The organism is Actinomadura livida (genome assembly GCF_014648675.1).
GTDB classification, from domain to species: domain Bacteria; phylum Actinomycetota; class Actinomycetes; order Streptosporangiales; family Streptosporangiaceae; genus Spirillospora; species Spirillospora livida.
In genome coordinates this window covers 86,024-104,177 of sequence record NZ_BMRO01000013.1, presented here as the reverse complement: position 1 = coordinate 104,177, position 18,154 = coordinate 86,024, and the positions used below count along the sequence as shown (strand labels likewise).

Below are 18,154 nucleotides of genomic sequence, written 5' to 3'. Positions count from 1 at the left end.
TAAATGGCTGGTGGCGTGGGGTGGTGGGGTCGTAGCGTGCGGGCGTGCGTGACTTGATAAGCCTCCCCAAAGTCCATCTGCACGTTCATCTCGAGAGCACGGTGCGGTGGGGCACGCTTCGCGAGATCGGCGCCGCCAACGGCGTGACGGTTCCGGAGGACGGCGTGCGTTTCGGAAGCTTCGCAGAGTTCTTCGCGCAGAACGACCTCGTCCGCGCGTGCCTGCGCCGTCCCGCCGACTTCCGCAGGGTCGCCTACGAGTTCTGCGAGGACGAGGCCGCGCAGGGCACCCGCTACGCCGAGGTCTCCTTCACGGCGGCCGGCCACGGTGAGCGCCTCGGCGACCTCGGCATGCCGCTCGCGGCCGTCCTGGAGGGTCTGGAGGCCGGGCAGGAGGCATTCGGCATCGAGTGCCGCCTTATCCTCGACCACTCCCGCCGCCGCTCCGTGGAACGCGCCTGGCGGACGCTCGATCTCGCGCGCCGCCATGACGGTGTGGTCGCGGTCGGCCTGGCGGGCGACGAGGCCCACTCCGGCGACCCGTTCGATGACGTGTTCGCCGCCGCGCGGGACGCGGGCCTGCACGTCGTCCACCACGCGGGCGAGGGCGAAGGACCCGCCAGCATCCGGCAGGCGCTCGGCCCCGGCCGCACCGAACGACTAGGCCACGGCATCCGCGTCCTGGACGACCCGGACCTCGTGGCCGAAGTCCGCGAACGCGCGGTCCCGCTTGAGGTCTGCCCCTCCTCGAACGTCGCCCTCGGCTTCGCCGCCTCCCTCGACGACCACCCCCTCCCCCGCCTCCGCGAGGCGGGCCTGGTCGTGACCCTCAACACCGACATCCCCGCCCTGATCAACACCCCCCTGGCCACCGAGTACGCCCGCGTACGAGACACCTTCGGCTACGACGACCCGACCCTTGCCGACCTGGCCCACGCCGGCGTCGAAGCCTCCTTCGCCCCCACCGAAACCAAGGCGCGCCTCCACCGGGAAATCGAAAGCTGGTTGTCCTGACCCAGCCGGGATCTGTCCCGGTCGCGGGCCTCGGGCTGCCCTGGAACTAGTGCGCACGGGACCGGCAAGCACCGCGTGGAGCACTTGCGCGGATTTGTGCGGGGCAGCGGCGCGGGGGTGGTTATGAGGGGTGGAGTTTGGTTAGGGGGCCGGCTCGGATTTCTCGGAGGAAGGGGTCCGTGTCGTCTTGCCATTGGGTCTGTGTACGGACTACCGGGTGGACGGGGAGGCCCAGGCGGGCGGCGGCCTCTTGGGCGGCGTCGTGGGCGACGGTGCTGGTGACGTTGCCGATGACCAGTACTTCGACGTCTGTGGGCTGGTCGCTTGGGGCGCCTTCGTAGCGCGCCGCCCAGGGGCCGAACAGGTATATGGCGCTCAGGGAGGGCAGGCGGCCGAACTCTTCCGCCACCACGGCCGCTGGGCCGAACGTCAGCATCAGGAGGCGGGTCAGGGGTTCGTACAGGGGGCTTTCGGTGTTCCGAGCGACCAGGCGGCCGGCAAGGGTGCGGCGGAAGGTGAGGAGGTCTGCGCGGGCCAGCCGTTCCACCTCGCGCATCACTGATGCGAGGTCGACTCGGAGCATCACGGCCAGGTCGAGCATCGACATCTCGCGCTCCGGGCCGAGGAGGAGGCGTGCGAGGAGTTCGCCTTGCAGGTTCGAGCGGAAGATCGGGAGGCGGGCGGGGGCGCGGGCTCGTACGTCCCGCAGGAATGCCTCGGTCACCTTCTCTGCTCCCGTCGTGGCGCGGACGCGGCTTCTCGTGGGCCCGGCCGCCGAACCGATTGCATTCGATCGCATGTTCGAATGCTATGGGGCGGGTACGACGGATCCCGGCGTCATCACAGGTTGTGGATAAGTCGCGGTGGAGCCCGGTCGGGCTCCACCGGCTGCGCCGCGTTGTCCCCGCCTGGCGGCATGCGGAAGGGCCCGCGCCGGTGGGTACCGGTGCGGGCCCTTCTGCTGCGGACGTCAGTCCTTGTTGAAGTTGACCGCGCCCTCGATGGGCGGCGGGCTGTCGGGGACGGTGTCCGGCTTCGGGACGCCCTTGAAGGTGAACTTGGCGGTCTCCGCCGTCGCCTCCTTGTTCTCAAGGTCGAAGCCCTCGGTGCCGACGATCACGATCTGGCCGGGCTTGAGCTCGCTGAACAGGATCTTCTCGGACAGGCTGTCCTCGATCTCCCGCTGGATCGTGCGGCGCAGCGGCCGGGCCCCGAGGACGGGGTCGTAGCCCTTCAGCGCCAGCAGGTCCTTGGCCTCCTGCCGCAGCTCGATGCCCATGTCGCGGTCGCGCAGCCGCTCGTCCACCTTGGCGATCATCAGGTCGACGATCTGGATGATCTCCCGCGGGGTGAGCTGGTGGAACACCACGGTGTCGTCGACGCGGTTGAGGAACTCGGGACGGAAGTGCTGCTTGAGCTCCTCCGACACCTTCGCCTTCATCCGCTCGTACGAGCCCTGCTCGTCGTTCTGACGGGCGAAGCCCATCGACACGCCCTTGGAGATGTCCTTGGACCCGAGGTTGGTCGTCATGATGATGACGGTGTTCTTGAAGTCCACGACACGGCCCTGCGCGTCGGTCAGGCGGCCGTCCTCCAGGATCTGCAGCAGCGAGTTGAAGATGTCCTGGTGGGCCTTCTCGATCTCGTCGAAGAGCACGACCGAGAACGGCTTGCGGCGCACCTTCTCCGTCAGCTGGCCGCCCTCCTCGTACCCGACGTAGCCGGGCGGGGAGCCGAACAGCCGCGAGACCGTGTGCTTCTCCATGAACTCGGACATGTCGAGCTGGATCAGCGCGTCCTCGTCGCCGAACAGGAACTCCGCCAGCGTCTTGGACAGCTCGGTCTTACCGACACCGGACGGGCCGGCGAAGATGAACGAGCCGCCGGGGCGCTTGGGGTCCTTCAGGCCGGCGCGGGTACGCCGGATCGACTGGGACAGCGCCTTTATGGCGTCCTCCTGGCCGATGACCCGCTTGTGGAGCTCGTCCTCCATGTTCAGGAGGCGCGTGCTCTCCTCCTCGGTCAGCTTGAAGACCGGGATGCCGGTGGCGGTGGCGAGGACCTCGGCGATCAGCTCGTCGGTGACCTCGGCGACGACGTCCATGTCGCCGGCCTTCCACTCCTTCTCCCGCTGCGCCTTCTGGCCGAGCAGCTGCTTCTCCGAGTCGCGCAGCGCGGCGGCCTTCTCGAAGTCCTGCGCGTCGATCGCGGACTCCTTGTCGCGCCGGACGTCGGCGATCTTCTCGTCGTACTCGCGCAGGTCCGGCGGAGCGGTCATCCGGCGGATGCGCATCCGGGAACCGGCCTCGTCGATGAGGTCGATCGCCTTGTCGGGCAGGAACCGGTCGCTGATGTAGCGGTCCGCGAGTTGCGCCGCGGCGACCAGCGCGCTGTCGGTGATCGACACGCGGTGGTGCGCCTCGTAGCGGTCCCGCAGGCCCTTGAGGATCTCGATCGTGTGCGACAGCGACGGCTCGGCGACCTGGATCGGCTGGAAGCGCCGCTCCAGCGCGGCGTCCTTCTCCAGGTGCTTGCGGTACTCGTCCAGCGTGGTCGCACCGATGGTCTGGAGCTCGCCGCGGGCCAGCATCGGCTTGAGGATGCTGGCGGCGTCGATCGCGCCCTCGGCGGCGCCCGCGCCGACCAGGGTGTGCAGCTCGTCGATGAACAGGATGATGTCGCCGCGGGTGCGGATCTCCTTGAGGACCTTCTTCAGGCGCTCCTCGAAGTCACCGCGGTACCGGGAGCCGGCGACAAGGGCGCCCAGGTCGAGGGTGTAGAGCTGCTTGTCCTTCAGCGTCTCGGGCACCTCGCCCTTGACGATCTTCTGCGCGAGGCCCTCGACGACGGCGGTCTTGCCGACGCCGGGCTCGCCCACGAGGACGGGGTTGTTCTTGGTGCGGCGGGACAGCACCTGCATGACCCGCTCGATCTCCTTGTCCCGCCCGATGACCGGGTCGAGCTTGCCCTCACGTGCGGCCTGGGTCAGGTTGCGGCCGAACTGGTCGAGCACAAGGGAGGTGGACGGAGCCGACTCCGAGGGACCGCCGGAGGCGGCCGGCTCCTTGCCCTGGTAACCGTGCAGCAACTGGATGACCTGCTGGCGCACACGGTTCAGGTCGGCGCCGAGCTTCACCAGGACCTGGGCGGCGACGCCCTCGCCCTCACGGATCAATCCCAGCAGGATGTGCTCGGTGCCGATGTAGTTGTGGCCGAGCTGCAGCGCCTCGCGCAGTGACAGCTCAAGGACCTTCTTGGCGCGCGGAGTGAACGGGATGTGGCCCGACGGCGCCTGCTGACCCTGGCCGATGATCTCTTCGACCTGCTGGCGCACCGCTTCAAGGCTTATCCCCAGGCTCTCCAGAGCCTTGGCAGCGACACCCTCACCCTCGTGGATCAGACCCAGGAGGATGTGCTCGGTGCCGATGTAGTTGTGGTTGAGCATCCTGGCTTCTTCCTGAGCCAGGACGACAACGCGCCGCGCGCGGTCGGTGAACCTCTCGAACATCTCGTCGCTCCTCACAGAGCGGTTGGGCAGAGTCCGGAACGTCCGGAACTGTCCTTCCGCATGCTAGCCCGCCCCGAGGAGGCCACCCGGTGCACTCCCACCAGGAGACGTTCCCCAGCTATGCGCTGTTCAGTCTCATCCAACTACCGCATCGGTGCGTCATGTTCCCGCTACGCCCCAAGCGAACGGGGGCTTTTCGCAGGTAGGCCAAGGCGCGGGCCGAGAGTGCCGAATGGGGGTGGTGTTCCACCCGCGCGCCCTGTTTACCGCGCGGCGCCGATCGCGAACCGTCCATCCGCTACGCCGAAAGCGAACGGAGGACGGAGGCGAACCGGCGGCCCCTCGGGACGGACTCCGGGCAACGCGAAGCCGCGATGAACATGCGTCAGGCGACTCGGTGCCCGAGAGAACTCGGCCGGGCCGAAGTCCGCGCCCGGCCGGAAGGGGAACGGCCGGAAGGGGAACGGCCGGACGGAGAAGGGCCGCCGGCGGACGCTAACGGCCGTCGGAAGCGAACGGCCCGCCTCGCGTGAACGAAGACGGGCCGTCGGCTGTTGAACCGGGTCAGTTGGCCGCCTCGTACTGCTCGATCACATGGGCCGGGATCCTGCCGCGCTCATTGACCTTGATGCCATTGTTCTTGGCCCAGGCGCGGATCTCGGCACTGCGCTCGCGGCTGGACGCACCGCGCTGCCGGCGCTTGCGCGTGGAACTTCCCGCCTTGCGTGACTTCTCCACGAACGGCCGAAGAGAATCCCGCAGCTTCGCCGCGTTGGCGTCACTCAGGTCGATCTCGTAGGAGGCGCCGTCGATCGAGAACGCTACGGTCTCGTCCGCCTCGCCACCGTCGAGGTCGTCGACGAGAAGCACCTGAACCTTCTGTGCCATGGGGACAGACCCTTTCGGCTTGAGCAAACTTCATTCGGTCGCCAAAGATATCCGAGAAGTCGACTGATGACAATTCAGGGCCGCGCCCTTGAACCGGTACTCCGCGGGAAGTCCCGTTGCACGTGACCGGGCGTAATCGGCGCCTCATGTTTCCGTACGTCCGGGGCGCGGCGGCAGGGCACGCCGACGGGGCGGCGTGATTTTTTTCGCGCCGCGGGGAGCTCCGATGCGGTTTTCGGGCGGGGCCGCAGCCGCGGCGCACCTCGCTGACCTGGGAGGGTGGTCGCGCATTGGCCCTGGTTTGCGAGCCTTCCGGCATTCGGACGTGCCCGCCGGCCGAGGAGTGCGGACCGGCGCAAAAGGCCCTGTCGCCGACCTTAACAGGCCCTGCACCCCCGCACGGTCTTCCCCGATTAAACCTGACGTAACGACACTAACCACGCCGACGTCGATATGCGCGGGTGCCTCCGCTCCCCGGGACGGCCGGTGATCAACGCCCTCACCGGCCTATGTGGACGGATAACCACTGACCGGCCGGAGGCGAAAATCAGTTGCGGCCGCCATCGCGAGGGGAAGTCCCCATCTGCGGGCCACGGCCGGAAGCCGCCCGGAGTCTCCCATCCCCAAAAACGGGAGATTGCCGCACAATCCCGCCACCGTACCGGGCATCTTCCCGCCTGCGCCAAGCCCGGCTCCGGCCTGCGGCGGCCCGCTCGGGCCCCGAGGAGCACGAGAACTAAAGGCCCCTTCCTGGTGAGACCCGATCCCATCCGGGAGTAACTCTCAGCACTATGCGGCCGGGACCCCGGCCCGAAGGCCAACGGGTTCCGGATGCACATCTCAAAGCGGAGGGCACGTCCGGGAAGAGACACATCCCGCGGCGATTCGGGGCCGTAACCGGAACCACCTGGCATTGGCCGTCCGCCCCGGCGGCGGACCGAAACAAGCCGGGCGACTCCACGAAAACCCGCCCCGCACGGACACGGCGCTCCCATCCCGCCGTGAGGACGGGACGAGAGCGCCGTGTATCAACGCCCGGTGCGCGGCCGAGGACGCCTGAGAGGGCCTCAGAAGGCCGACGAATCAGCCGGCGGCCGCTTTACCACGACCGTCCCTGCGAGCCTGTCATGGAGGGCTTGACGGCTGTCGCCCTCGAAGAGGAGCCCGGCGTTCGCGACCCAGAAGATGCCCGCCAGTAGGCCGAGAACGGGAATCGGGCGTGCCGCGATCGGCAGCGAATAGACCGCGGCTCGCAGAACGGCACGCGGGACCCCCAATGGGCCTTCGCCGCCGGCTTCCCCGGCGGGTCGTTCGTCACCCGCGGGGAGGGTCACTACTACCTCAATGCCCGCGAAACGCTTGCCTAGGGTCCGCCCCCAGAGCGCGAGTTGGATCGACTCGTACAGGAGTAGGCATCCGGCCACGGCGGGCGGAGCGATGACGTCCAGCGCAGGGCCGGACGCTAGGGCTCGGACGACGATGATTACGGGCAGGCCGACTATGAGGGTGTCGACAATGCGCGCCAAGAGGCGCTGCCCCGGCTCAGCGAGCGGTGCCCCCGCCATCGCTGCTTATTCCGCGTACTCGTCGTACTCGGCGTAGCCGTCCCGCTCGTCGATGACGAGCGTCCCGGCGAACCGGTCGTGGAGGGCCTGATGCATGGGCTGGTCCCAGATGGCCCACAGGTAGGCCATCAGCGCGCCCGCCCAGACCAGCACCATTCCGTACGCCGCGTAGTCCCACACCATCACGGCCAGGGCGAGGAAGAAGAAAACGCCGATCTGGTAGACCACGTGGATGATCCCAGCGCGCCATATGGCCTGCGTCGTGGTCAGGGGTTCGCCCGCAGGGCGCACCTGGACGACCCCAAGGTGCATGATGCGCTTCCCAAGCGTCCGTCCTGACATGGCGAGCTGGACGGCCTCGTAGAGGAACGGAAGGACCGACAGGACGGCGAAGAGGGTGAAGATGATGGGCCAGTTCCAGATGCCCCCCTCGTCCTCCGTCTGGCTGCCGGGCTTGCCGAGGCCGAGCACACCGATCGTCACGGGAAGGACGAGCGCGAAACCGAAGACCGCGACGAGCGCGTTGTCGATGAGCCTGGCGCCCGCACGCCGCATAATCGGGGCCAGGACCATCTCACCGCCGTGGGCATCCCCGTAGTGGGCGTCACCGTAGTGGGCGTCACCGTATTGGTCGTAGGACGCCTCGTACGTCTCGTTGTACGGCGGCTGCCCTCCCCACTGCTGCTGCTGGGGCTGCTGCCATTGCTGCTGCTGCGGCTGCTGCCGCCGCTGGGGCTGCCCCTGGGGACCTTGGTACGGGGGCGGCGGACCGTAGGAACCGTGCCCTTGAGGCGGCTGCTGGCGTCGCCGCCCGCGGTAGGGGGAATCGCTCATTGGGTCAGTCCTCCAGGCGAAGCAACATGCGGGTGTTGCCCAACGTATTGGGCTTGACCCGATCGAGGTCCAAGAACTCTGCCACGCCTTCGTCGTAGGAGCGGAGAAGCTCCTCGTACACCTCTGGCGACACCGGCGTCCCAAGGATCTGCTGGAAGCCGTGGCGCGCGAAGAACTCCACCTCGAAGGTAAGACAGAACACCCTCCGCACACCGAGTTCCCGCGCCGTCTCCAAGAGGCGGGAGACGATGCGGTTCCCGATTCCGCGTCCGCCGTAGCCTTTGTCCACCGCCACCGAGCGGACCTCGGCGAGGTCCTCCCACATCACGTGCAGGGCGCCGCAGGCTATGACCGGGCCCGGGCTCCCGTCCCGGACGTCCTCGGCGACCCAGAACTCCTGGACGTCCTCGTACAGCTTCACCGTGCTCTTCTGCAGCAGGCGCCGTCCCGACTGGGCGTACAGATCGACCAGCCTGCCGATCTCCTGAACGTCGGCGGTACGGGCACGCCGGATCTCGAACTCCACAAACAGGCGAGATTATCCAACGCGCACCTGGCCACAGGTACGCCTCCCCTCGTAGAAGCGCCTGCAGAAGGGCCCGCACCGCACGAGGGACTAGATAAAAGCGACTAGGCAAGCGTCGGCGTCCGGAGAAAAAGTGACTCATAGCACAGCGGCATGCCGGGGCGGAACCCCTCCAGCGCCGCCAACGCTCCCGGCGACCTGGGATTTCGCTTGTTCTAGTTGGCATCCAATGCCGGTTCCGTTAGTGTCCCGCTGACGTCGGCCCATCGCACGACAGCGGCCGGCCCCCGCTCCGCGCTTCCGCGGACGGGGACTCCCGCCCCGACCCATCGTTGATTCGGTAGGCGGACGAGGAGAGGAGAATCCGTGGAGCCCCCGCGCCCCGCTCTCTTTTCACGATCTGCACGCTCCCCCCGTACGACGTCCCCCAGTGCGGCAACGCACGACCGGGCGGCACCGCGCCGCGGCAGGGCCCGTCTCGGCGTCAGGACGGCGACCGCGGCCGGCGCGCTCCTCGCCGTCACGGCCGCGCCCGTCTCGTTCGCGCCGGGCACCCTCCCCGCCGCCCACGCCGATCCTGAGCCGTCGACCAACGAGCTCCGCTCCAAGGCGCTCGAACTCGCCGACGAGCTGGAGAAGCTGACCGAGCAGTACAACGGGCTGAAGGTCAAGCTCGCGCAGTCCGAGCGCGCCGCCAAGGTCGCCGCCGCCAACGCCAAGCGGCAGCAGAAGTCGCTGCAGGCCGTCCGGGAGAAGGTCAGCACGCTGGCCGCCACCAGCTACATGCAGGGCGGCACCGACCCCACGGTCTCGTTCGTCGCCTCCCAGGACCCGCAGGCCGTCCTCGACCAGGCCGCCACCCTCAGCTACTTCGCCAAGCAGGACAGCACGAAGGTCCTCGGCCTGATGCAGGCCATGCAGGCCGCCGAGCGCGCCCGCAAGTCCGCCGAGTCCCGCGCCAAGCAGGTCAAGGAGCTGCGCACGCAGCTCGAGGACCAGCGCAAGAAGGTCACCGCGACCTACGAGAAGGTCCGCGGCAAGCTCGTCAAGCGGGACCCGACGCAGCTCGCCAAGCTGCCCGTCGTCGGCAACGGCAAGGCCGCCCAGGCGCTGCGGGCCGCGATGTCCAAGATCGGCCGCCCGTACGTGTGGGGCGCCGCCGGACCGAGCAGCTTCGACTGCTCCGGCCTGACCATGTGGGCCTACAAGCAGGTCGGCATCAACCTGCCGCACTACACCGGCAGCCAGTGGACCGCGGGCACGCACGTGGACCGGAGCCAGCTCCAGCCGGGCGACCTCGTGTTCTTCTACTCCGACCTGCACCACATGGGGATGTACGTCGGTGACGGCAAGATGCTGCACGCGCCCCGCACCGGCGACGTCGTGAAGATCGCCCCGATGGCCGGCCGCCCCTACGCGGGCGCCGTCCGAGTCGCCTGACCGAGCCGCCCGACCCCGGTGACGTCCAGCAGCCCGTCCTCACCCGAGGAGACTGCGGACATCCTTCGCGGAACAACTGGCGGATGGACCATGGGCGGGTCTCCGAACGCCGTCCGCGGCGACGCCACCTGCAGGGACCTACCTGTCAGTGCGCCGGCGCCGCCGCTGCGGGGTCGGACGGGTTCAGCTCGACTCGCCACCTGGTTTCCTGGTGACGCTCGCCGTCCCCCGGCGAGCGTCAGGGGGGTCGCCGCTAGATGAGCTGCCTTCGAGCCGCCCACACCACGGCCTCGATAGGGGTGTTGACCTCCAGCCGGTCGCAGATGGTCCGCAACCGGCGCCGCAAGGTCCGCGCGCTCAGCTCCAGCTTGCGTGCCGCCACATCGGCGGTGACACCGGTGGCGATCTGGGCGAGCAACCGGATCTCCTCTTCGCTCAGCCCGAAATCGTCGGTGCCACGACGTGCGAGTGTGGCTGTTTCCACTCCGTCCTCCCTCGTCCGTGGTGATGACCGCGGGGATGCAGCCGGTCCGCTGCACAGGCACGGGTTGGGCCTCGATCTGTACACGCGTTGGGTTGCCGGGTCCGGAGGCGTCCGGACTAGATCATCGGTTTCCTTTGCTGTCTCACGAGCTTGGCCGGAGGTGGCCGCCTGGCCGATTGCGGGGTCGTTCGGGGGAACTCCGGGTGACGATTCACTCGTTGGCCGGCCGAGGGGGTCGGGATGAGATCGCCAGCCATCCGCACCCGCCCCTTCTCGTCGGACCCGCCAGATCTCGCCGCGGACGAAGATCGTGAATCGTTTCAAGCTACGCTTCGGCTCGGAACGCTAGGCGGCCGGATCCGGCCCGTCAAGCGCCGATTCGATGCACTGCGTACACGATTGGTCGCGATGTGTGACCGGCGCTTCGCCGGCGCGCCACGAATAACGCCACTACCTGGGGAAACCCCCCTGGAGCGGGACGAGGAGCGAGTTGCCACAGACCAGTATTCGCGAGGTCGCGAAACGCGCCGGCGTCTCAGTTGGGACCGTTTCGAATGTCCTAAACCGGCCAGATCTCGTGGCCGAAGCGACCCGTGACCGAGTTCGCGCCGCGATCGAGGAGCTGGGATTCGTCCGGAACGAGTCCGCCAGGCGGCTCCGCAGAGGTCCCGAGCGCACCGCCGGCGAGTTCGGCGACCAACCCCGCCGCGCCTTCGGCGTCGTCGTCGAGGACCTCACCAACCCGTACGCGACGGACGTCGCGCGGGGCGCCGAGGCGGCGCTCAACGCGTCCGGCCACGACGCCCTCTGGCTCTCCAGCGACTACTCCGCCGCCAAGGAGCGGCGCTCCCTCGAACTGCTGGAGGAGCAGCGCGCCGCGGGCGTCCTGATCATCCCCGTCGACCTGTCCGCCCGCGACATCTCCGGGCTGCGCACGGCGGGCATGAGCGTGGTGCTGATCGACCGGCACACGCCGGACGTCTGCTCCGCCCAGGTCGACCACGTCGCGGGCGGGGAGATCGCCGCCGCGCACCTGCTCGGCATCGGCCGCGAGCGGATCGCCTTCGTCACCGGCGTGCCCGAGCCGGAACCGTGCGTCGAGCGCCGCGACGGCGCGTCCCGCACGATCACCGAGGCCGGTTCCGCGAAGCCCGCGACGCTGATCCAGGACGCGATGAGCCCCACCGAGGGCCAGGCCGCCGCGCACCAGCTCCTGGAGCTGTCGCCGCGTCCCGACGGCGTGTTCTGCGCCAACGACCTGCTGGCCATCGGGCTGATCAACGAACTCACCCGCCTCGGGATCCGCGTCCCGGAGGACATCGCCGTCATCGGCTACGACGACATCGAGCTCGCCGCGAGCGCCGCCGTCCCGCTGACCACCATCCGCCAGCCGCGCCGGGAGCTCGGCTGGGAGGCCGCCGAACTCGCCATGGCCGAGCTGGGGGAGGGCAAGTCCCACCAGCACCGCCAGGTCGTGCTCCGGCCCGAGCTCGTGATCCGGGAAAGCGCTTAGCAGACCGCGCCGCCGGGGCGCGGACGGCGCCCCGGGCCGCTCACTGCTCCGGCTTGACCAGCGGGAACAGGATCGTCTCGCGGATGCCCTTGCCGGTGAACGCCATGATCATCCGGTCGATCCCGGCGCCCATCCCGCCCGTGGGCGGCATCGCGTACTCCAGGGCGCGCAGGAAGTCCTCGTCGAGCTGCATCGCCTCCGGGTCCCCGCCCGCGGCGAGCAGCGACTGCTCGGTGAGCCGGCGGCGCTGCTCGATCGGGTCGACCAGCTCGGAGTAGGCCGTGCCGAGCTCCGTCCCGAAGCCGATGAGGTCCCACTTCTCCGTGAGCAGGGGCTCCTCGCGGTGCTGGCGGGTCAGCGGGGACGTCTCGACCGGGAAGTCCATGACGAACGTCGGCTGGACGAGGGTGTGCTCGATCAGCTCCTCGAACACCTCCTGGACGAGCTTGCCCTGGCCCCACTTGGGGTCCCAGGAGACGCCCCTGGCGTCCGCGAGCTTCCGGACGTCCTCGATGGGCGTGTGCGGGGTGATCTCCTCGCCGAGCGCCTCCGACACCGACCCGTACAGCGTGATCCGCGGCCACTCCGCCAGGCCGAGGTCGACCTCGGTGCCCTCGTGGACGACGACGGTCGTGCCGAGGGCCGCGACGACCGCGTTCTGGTACATCCGCTGGGTCAGGTCGGCCATGTCGTTGTAGTCGAGGTAGGTCCCGTAGGCCTCGAGCATCGTGAACTCGGGGTTGTGGGTGGAGTCCGCGCCCTCGTTGCGGAAGTTCCGGTTGACCTCGAAGACCTTCTCGATGCCGCCGACGACGAGCCGCTTCAGGTACAGCTCGATCGCGATGCGGAGGTAGAGGTCCATGTCGTAGGCGTTGATGTGCGTCTTGAACGGACGCGCCGCCGCGCCGCCGTGGATCGGCTGCAGCATCGGCGTCTCGACCTCGAGGTAGCCCTCGTCGTGCCAGAAGTCGCGGACGGCGCGGACGGTGGCGCTGCGCAGCCGGGCCATCTTCCGGGCCTCGTCGTTGACGATGAGGTCGACGTAGCGCTGCCGGACCCGCGCCTCCGGGTCGGTCAGCCCGGCGTGCTTCTCGGGCAGCGGGCGCAGGCACTTCGAGGTGATCGCGAACCGGTCCGCCATGATCGACAGCTCGCCGCGGCGGGACGTGATGACCTCGCCCTCGACGCCGATGTGGTCGCCGAGGTCGACGTCCCGCTTCCAGGCGTCGAGCTGCTCCTGCCCGACCTTGGCCAGCGACAGCATGATCTGGATCTCGCCCGCGCCGTCCCGGACGGTGGCGAAGCACAGCTTGCCGGTGTTGCGCAGCAGCATGACGCGCCCGGTGACGCCGACCTTCTCGCCCGTCTCGGTGCCCGGCTCCAGATCCGGGTGTTTCGCGCGGATCTCGGCGGTCGTCGCCGTCCGCGGGAAGGTCACCGGGTAGGGGTCGATCCCGCTCTCGCGGAGCCGGTCGAGCTTCTCCCGGCGCACGCGCATCTGCTCCGGGAGCTCGTCGAAGGTCTCGTCACTCACCCGGTAAGGCTATCCAGCCCGCCGGACGCGCCGCGAACGGCTTCCGCCGCTACGGGGTGTTGCGCTCGTAGATCAGGCGGAGGCCGATGAGGGTGAGCCACGGCTCGAACACGTCGATGCTGCGGGACTCCTCCAGGACGAGGGGCGCGAGACCGCCGGTGGCGATGATCGTGACCTCCTCGGGGTCGTCGGCGAGCTCCTCGGACATGCGCTCCACGATGCCGTCCACCTGGCCGGCGAACCCGAAGATTATGCCGGACTGCAGCGCCTCGACGGTGTTCTTGGCGATCACGCTGCGCGGCCTGACCAGCTCGATCTTGTGCAGCTGGGCACCGCGCGACGACAGTGCGTCTATTGAGATCTCTATGCCTGGGGCGATCGCGCCGCCGACGTACTCGCCCTTGGCGGAGACGGCGTCGAAGGTGGTGGCGGTGCCGAAGTCGACGACGAGCGCGGGCCCGCCGTGGGTGTGCACGGCGGCCAGCGCGTTCACGATGCGGTCGGCGCCGACCTCCTTGGGGTTGTCCATCCGGACGGGGACGCCGGTCTTGACGCCCGGCTCCACGATCACGGCGGGCACGTCGCCGTAGTAGCGGCGGCACATCTCCCGCATCTCGTGCAGGACGGACGGGACCGTGGAGCACAGCGCGATGCCGCTGATGTCGGTCTCGGCGAGCAGCGGGCTCTGCTGGACGAGGCCCTGCAGGACGACCGCGATCTCGTCGGCCGTGCGCCGCGGATCGGTGTTGATCCGCCAGTGCTCGATCACCTCGTCGCCCTCGAAGAGGCCGAGGACGGTCTGGGTGTTACCGACGTCTATGGTGAGCAGCATCAGGTCCCCGCTGGTCAGGTGAAGTCAAGGCCGATGTCGAAGACGGGCGCCGAGTGCGTCAGCGCGCCGACGGCAAGGTAGTCCACCCCGGTCACGGCGACGTCTCGGGCCCGGTCCAGGGTAAGGCCACCGCTCGCCTCGACCCCAGCCCGCCCCGCGACGAGCCGCACCGCCTCGGCCATCTGCGCGTCCGTCATGTTGTCGAGCAGGATGCTCGTCGCGCCGGCGGCGAGTGCCTCCTCCACCTGGGCGAGGGTGTCGCACTCCACCTGGACGTGCAGGGACGGGTACACGGCGCGGATGGCCTCGTACGCCTTGGTGACGCTTCCGGCCGCGGCGACGTGGTTGTCCTTGATGAGCGCGGCGTCGTACAGGCCCATCCGGTGGTTGACGCCCCCGCCGCACTTCACGGCGTACTTCTGGAGGGCGCGCAGGCCGGGCAGGGTCTTGCGGGTGTCGCGGACCTTGGCCTTCGTGCCGGCGATGGCGTCCGCCCACCTGCGGGTGGCGGTCGCGATACCGGACAGGTGGGTGAGCAGGTTCAGCGCCGTCCGTTCCGCGCGCAGGACTGCCCTGGTTTGCCCGCTGACGGAGATGAGGACCTGCCCGGGCGCTACGCGCTCCCCATCCGATGCGCGCGTCTCGTAAGCCACGTCAAGGGCCTCGAAGACGACGCAGGCCACCGGGACGCCGGCGACGACGCCGTCCTGGCGGGCGGTGAGGTTCCCGGTCGCGGTGTCGTCCGGTCCGAAGATCGGCATGCTGGTGACGTCGACTTCACCGTCCTCGGCCAGTGCCGCGTGGACGAGGTTATCCACAGCTTGTGGATCGAGCCCGGCGTCGCTGAGCCTCTGCGAGAGTTCCGGTGTCATGAGCGCCTTCCTTCCAGAGGTTCATAGCGGGTCGTCAGATCGTTCCCGACCAGCCGCGTCACGAGGTGACCGCGCCACGTGCCGTCCGCGCGCTCGGGGAAGTCCTCTCGCCAGTGACTCCCCCGCGTCTCCGCGCGCCGCCCCGCCGCGGCCACGATCGCGGACGCCACGGTGTGCAGGTTGGTGGCCTCCCAAGCCTCCACCCCGGGCTCCGCACGCGCATCCTGCCCCAGCCCGTCCAGCTCACGGGCCGCCCGCGCCAACCCGTCCGCCCCGCGAAGCACCCCGGCACAGGAAGTCATGATCCGCTGTATCTCCCCCCGAGCCTCGCCCCCGACCAACCCGGCCCCCACCGGCACGCCCGCTTCCATCTGCTGGCCGTCTAGGTCCCGGTCCGGTTCGGGAGGTGGGCGGAGGGAGGGGGCCGCCAGGTCCTCTTCCAGGACGGTGGCTATGCGGGCGGCGAAGACGAGGCCCTCCAGGAGGGAGTTGGACGCCAGGCGGTTCGCCCCGTGGACGCCCGTGCAGGCGACCTCGCCGCAGGCGTAGAGGCCGGGGACGGTCGTGCGGCCGTGCAGGTCGGTGCGGACTCCCCCGCTCGCGTAGTGCGCGGCCGGGACGACCGGGATGGGCTCGGTCACGGGGTCGATGCCGTGGTGCCGGCAGGCGGCGAGGATGGTCGGGAAGCGGTTCTCCCACATCGCGGCGCCGAGGTGGCGGCCCTCCAGCAGCATGTGGGACGCGCCGGTCTCGCGCATCCGGTTCATGATGCCCTTGGCCACGACGTCGCGCGGGGCGAGTTCGGCGAGGTCGTGGCGGCCGAGCATGAACCGCTCGCCGGCGTGGTCGACGATGTGCGCGCCCTCGCCCCGGACGGCCTCGGAGATCAGCGGCTGCTGGCCCCGCGCGTCCTCACCGAGCCACAGCACGGTCGGGTGGAACTGGACGAACTCCAGGTCGGCGACCTCGGCGCCGGCGCGCAGGGCGAGCGCGACACCGTCGCCGGTCGAGACCTCGGGGTTCGTCGTGGCGGAGAACACCTGCCCGAGGCCGCCGGTGGCGAGCACGACCGCGCGGGCGCGGACGGCGCCCACACCGCAGGGCTGGCCCTCGCCCATGACGTGCAGGGTGATTCCGGCGGCGCGTCCGGCGCCGTCCTTCAGCAGGTCGAGGACCAGCGCGTGCTCGATGACCTCGACGCCGGAGTCCTTGAGCGCGGCGAGGAGAGCACGGCTGATCTCCGCGCCGGTGGCGTCCCCGCCGGCGTGGGCGATGCGGCGCCGGTGGTGGCCGCCCTCGCGCGTCAGCGCGATCTCGCCGCCGTTGGAACGGTCGAAAGCGGCGCCGAGCCCGATGAGGTCGCGGACGGCGTCCGGCCCCTCGGTGACCAGTGCGCGGACGGCGTCCACGTCGCACAGCCCGACACCGGCCGTGAGCGTGTCGGCGAGGTGCTCTTCGGGGGAATCGTCGGGTGCGAGCGCGGCGGCGATCCCGCCCTGGGCCCAGCGGGTGGATCCAGCGTCCAGCAATGCCTTGGTGACCAGGAGCACGCGCCCGCGAGAACGGCAGCGGAGCGCGGCGACGAGCCCGGCGATGCCGGAGCCGATGACGACGACGTCGGTGTCGGTGGTCCAGCCGGGGGCGGGGGCGTACAGAACCGAAGGGATCACGAGCCCTCCTCGGGATCGGTTCTCGTCATTATGACCCTAACCCCGATCCCGCCACCCGCCCGCCCCCCGCACAGTGGCCGTAATCACCCCCGCCCACCCGAACACCGCCAAGGTGGTGGGGTCAGGGGTGGACCAGGTCGCCTCGGGTGGTTTGGGTGCCGGGGACGGGGGCGGCCGGGTCGGAGTCGAGGGAGATGATCTTGTTGGAGCGGTCGACGTGCACGACGCTGGGCACGAACTCGCGGGCCTCGGCGTCGCTGAGCTGGGCGTAGCTGATGATGATCACCAGGTCGCCGGGCTGCACGAGGCGGGCGGCGGCGCCGTTGATGCCGATCACGCCGGAGCCGCGCTCGCCCGCGATCAGGTAGGTCTCCAGGCGGGCGCCGTTGTCGATGTCGACCACGTGCACCTGCTCGCCCGGGAGGAGGTCCGCGGCGTCCATCAGGTCCTGGTCGATGGTCAGCGACCCGACGTAGTGCAGGTCCGCCTGCGTCACGGTGGCGCGGTGGATCTTGGACTTGAACATCGTCCGGAACATCAGTGCTCCTTGCCGAGCTGGAGGGAAACGTTGTCGATCAGATGGGTGGCGCCGACCCGGCCCGCGACGGCGAGGACGGCCGGGCCGGTGCGGGGGCCCGAGATCGTGGTGAAGGTGGTGGGGTCGACGAGGACGAGGTAGTCGAGGACGAGGGGCGGGTCGGCGGTCGCGGCCTTGTCCAGGACGGTATTCGCGGCGTCCAGGACCGCCTCGGGGCCGTCGGCGGCGGCGTCCGCGCCGGCGTGCAGCGCGCGTGACAGGGCGGCGGCCGTCCGGCGTTCGTCCGGGGAGAGGTAGCGGTTGCGGCTGGAGAGGGCCAGGCCGTCGGGTTCCCGGACGGTCGGCCCGCCGGCCACCTCGACGGGGAGGTCCAGGTCGAAGACCATGCGGCGGATCATCGCGAGCTGCTGCGCGTCCTTCTCCCCGAAGATCGCGACGTCCGGCCGGACGAGGTTGAGCAGCTTCAGCACGACGGTGAGCATCCCGTCGAAGTGACCGGGCCGCGCGGCGCCCTCCACGATCTCGCCCATCGGCCCCGACTTGACCGTGACCTGCGGCTCGCTCGGGTACATGACGTCGCGGGTGGGGGCGAACACGAGGTCCACGCCTTCGGCGGCGCAGGCTTCGAGGTCGGTGTCGAACGTCCGGGGGTAGCGGTCGAAGTCCTCGTCCGGCCCGAACTGCAGAGGGTTGACGAAGATGCTGACCGCCACGGCGTCGGCCGACCGGCGGGCCTGCCGCATCAGGGAGAGGTGGCCATCGTGCAGGGCGCCCATGGTCGGGACGAAGGCCAGCGTGCCCTCGATCCGGGAGCGGGCCTCGGCCAGCTCCTGCCGTGTGCGCGCGACGACCGGGGTCACGAGACGTCCCCTTCCTCGGGTACCGGGTCCTGTGGCCGCGTCCCGCGAGGTGGGGGGCGGCGGGTCAGCGCCGTGTC

14 protein-coding genes and 1 pseudogene are annotated in these 18,154 nt (G+C 69.7%); 3 read left to right on the top strand and 12 right to left on the bottom strand.

Going from position 1 to position 18,154, the window contains the following annotated elements; translation table 11 throughout:
- Window positions 1–44: 44 nt before the first annotated feature.
- Complete coding sequence (add, locus tag IEZ03_RS28110; RefSeq protein WP_184889419.1) at window positions 45–1,013, top strand: adenosine deaminase; 969 nt, start codon at window positions 45–47, stop codon at window positions 1,011–1,013.
- Window positions 1,014–1,134: 121 nt separating this feature from the next.
- On the opposite strand, the gene IEZ03_RS28105 is transcribed toward add, so the two are convergent.
- The 6 genes from IEZ03_RS28105 to IEZ03_RS28080 form a co-directional block, all read right to left on the bottom strand.
- A complete protein-coding gene (locus IEZ03_RS28105) occupies window positions 1,135–1,812 on the bottom strand; it encodes an ArsR family transcriptional regulator (protein ID WP_184889421.1) in 678 nt (225 codons plus the stop codon).
- Window positions 1,813–1,983: 171 nt separating this feature from the next.
- Complete coding sequence (locus IEZ03_RS28100) at window positions 1,984–4,521, bottom strand: ATP-dependent Clp protease ATP-binding subunit (protein ID WP_131984023.1); 2,538 nt, start codon at window positions 4,519–4,521, stop codon at window positions 1,984–1,986.
- 564 nt (window positions 4,522–5,085) lie between these two features.
- Window positions 5,086–5,409 carry a histone-like nucleoid-structuring protein Lsr2 gene (locus tag IEZ03_RS28095; RefSeq protein WP_132052054.1) on the bottom strand — a complete coding sequence of 108 codons (324 nt, stop codon included), beginning with the start codon at window positions 5,407–5,409 and terminating at the stop codon, window positions 5,086–5,088.
- A gap of 1,067 nt (window positions 5,410–6,476) precedes the next feature.
- Complete coding sequence (locus IEZ03_RS28090; protein WP_184889423.1) at window positions 6,477–6,974, bottom strand: RDD family protein; 498 nt, start codon at window positions 6,972–6,974, stop codon at window positions 6,477–6,479.
- Between the two features lie 6 nt (window positions 6,975–6,980).
- A complete protein-coding gene (locus IEZ03_RS28085) occupies window positions 6,981–7,808 on the bottom strand; it encodes an RDD family protein (protein ID WP_184889425.1) in 828 nt (275 codons plus the stop codon).
- A 4-nt stretch (window positions 7,809–7,812) separates the two neighbouring features.
- The gene (locus IEZ03_RS28080) at window positions 7,813–8,334 is read right to left on the bottom strand and encodes an amino-acid N-acetyltransferase (RefSeq protein WP_184889427.1); all 522 of its coding nucleotides are present in this window, start codon (window positions 8,332–8,334) and stop codon (window positions 7,813–7,815) included.
- A 366-nt stretch (window positions 8,335–8,700) separates the two neighbouring features.
- Between IEZ03_RS28080 and IEZ03_RS28075 the strand changes: the two genes are divergently transcribed.
- Window positions 8,701–9,774, top strand: a complete 1,074-nt coding sequence (locus IEZ03_RS28075; protein ID WP_184889429.1) for a C40 family peptidase — start codon at window positions 8,701–8,703, stop codon at window positions 9,772–9,774.
- A gap of 253 nt (window positions 9,775–10,027) precedes the next feature.
- Here IEZ03_RS28075 and IEZ03_RS28070 read toward each other — a convergent pair whose 3' ends face one another.
- Window positions 10,028–10,258 carry a transcriptional regulator gene (locus IEZ03_RS28070; protein ID WP_131984035.1) on the bottom strand — a complete coding sequence of 77 codons (231 nt, stop codon included), beginning with the start codon at window positions 10,256–10,258 and terminating at the stop codon, window positions 10,028–10,030.
- 490 nt (window positions 10,259–10,748) lie between these two features.
- Here IEZ03_RS28070 and IEZ03_RS28065 point away from each other — a divergent pair, with 490 nt between their 5' ends.
- Window positions 10,749–11,771 (top strand): LacI family DNA-binding transcriptional regulator, encoded by a 1,023-nt coding sequence (locus IEZ03_RS28065; RefSeq protein ID WP_184889431.1) that lies wholly within the window; start codon window positions 10,749–10,751, stop codon window positions 11,769–11,771.
- Between the two features lie 40 nt (window positions 11,772–11,811).
- Here the strand turns inward: IEZ03_RS28065 and lysX are convergent, their stop codons facing one another.
- The 5 genes and pseudogenes from lysX to panC all read right to left on the bottom strand — a co-directional run bounded on the left by lysX (window position 11,812) and on the right by panC (window position 18,077).
- Window positions 11,812–13,305, bottom strand: coding sequence for a bifunctional lysylphosphatidylglycerol synthetase/lysine--tRNA ligase LysX (lysX, locus tag IEZ03_RS28060; protein ID WP_184889433.1), 1,494 nt, complete (start codon window positions 13,303–13,305; stop codon window positions 11,812–11,814).
- Window positions 13,306–13,354: 49 nt separating this feature from the next.
- Window positions 13,355–14,137 carry a type III pantothenate kinase gene (locus tag IEZ03_RS28055; protein ID WP_131984045.1) on the bottom strand — a complete coding sequence of 261 codons (783 nt, stop codon included), beginning with the start codon at window positions 14,135–14,137 and terminating at the stop codon, window positions 13,355–13,357.
- A 14-nt stretch (window positions 14,138–14,151) separates the two neighbouring features.
- Window positions 14,152–16,679: pseudogene (locus IEZ03_RS28045) on the bottom strand (L-aspartate oxidase).
- 121 nt (window positions 16,680–16,800) lie between these two features.
- Window positions 16,801–17,217: an aspartate 1-decarboxylase gene (gene panD, locus IEZ03_RS28040; protein ID WP_132053473.1), complete on the bottom strand. Its 417-nt coding sequence runs from the start codon at window positions 17,215–17,217 to the stop codon at window positions 16,801–16,803.
- Complete coding sequence (panC, locus tag IEZ03_RS28035) at window positions 17,217–18,077, bottom strand: pantoate--beta-alanine ligase (protein WP_184889440.1); 861 nt, start codon at window positions 18,075–18,077, stop codon at window positions 17,217–17,219. The genes panD and panC overlap by 1 nt, the downstream gene beginning before the upstream one ends.
- Window positions 18,078–18,154: the final 77 nt, after the last annotated feature.

What these genes read in the sequence shown, in the direction of transcription:
- IEZ03_RS28090 (WP_184889423.1), bottom strand. Translation starts at nt 6,974, where the DNA reads ATGGCGGGGGCACCGCTCGCTGAGCCGGGGCAGCGCCTCTTGGCGCGC.
- IEZ03_RS28055 (WP_131984045.1), bottom strand. Translation starts at nt 14,137, where the DNA reads ATGCTGCTCACCATAGACGTCGGTAACACCCAGACCGTCCTCGGCCTC.
- IEZ03_RS28085 (WP_184889425.1), bottom strand. Translation starts at nt 7,808, where the DNA reads ATGAGCGATTCCCCCTACCGCGGGCGGCGACGCCAGCAGCCGCCTCAA.
- panD (WP_132053473.1), bottom strand. Translation starts at nt 17,217, where the DNA reads ATGTTCCGGACGATGTTCAAGTCCAAGATCCACCGCGCCACCGTGACG.
- IEZ03_RS28105 (WP_184889421.1), bottom strand. Translation starts at nt 1,812, where the DNA reads ATGCGATCGAATGCAATCGGTTCGGCGGCCGGGCCCACGAGAAGCCGC.
- IEZ03_RS28100 (WP_131984023.1), bottom strand. Translation starts at nt 4,521, where the DNA reads ATGTTCGAGAGGTTCACCGACCGCGCGCGGCGCGTTGTCGTCCTGGCT.
- IEZ03_RS28095 (WP_132052054.1), bottom strand. Translation starts at nt 5,409, where the DNA reads ATGGCACAGAAGGTTCAGGTGCTTCTCGTCGACGACCTCGACGGTGGC.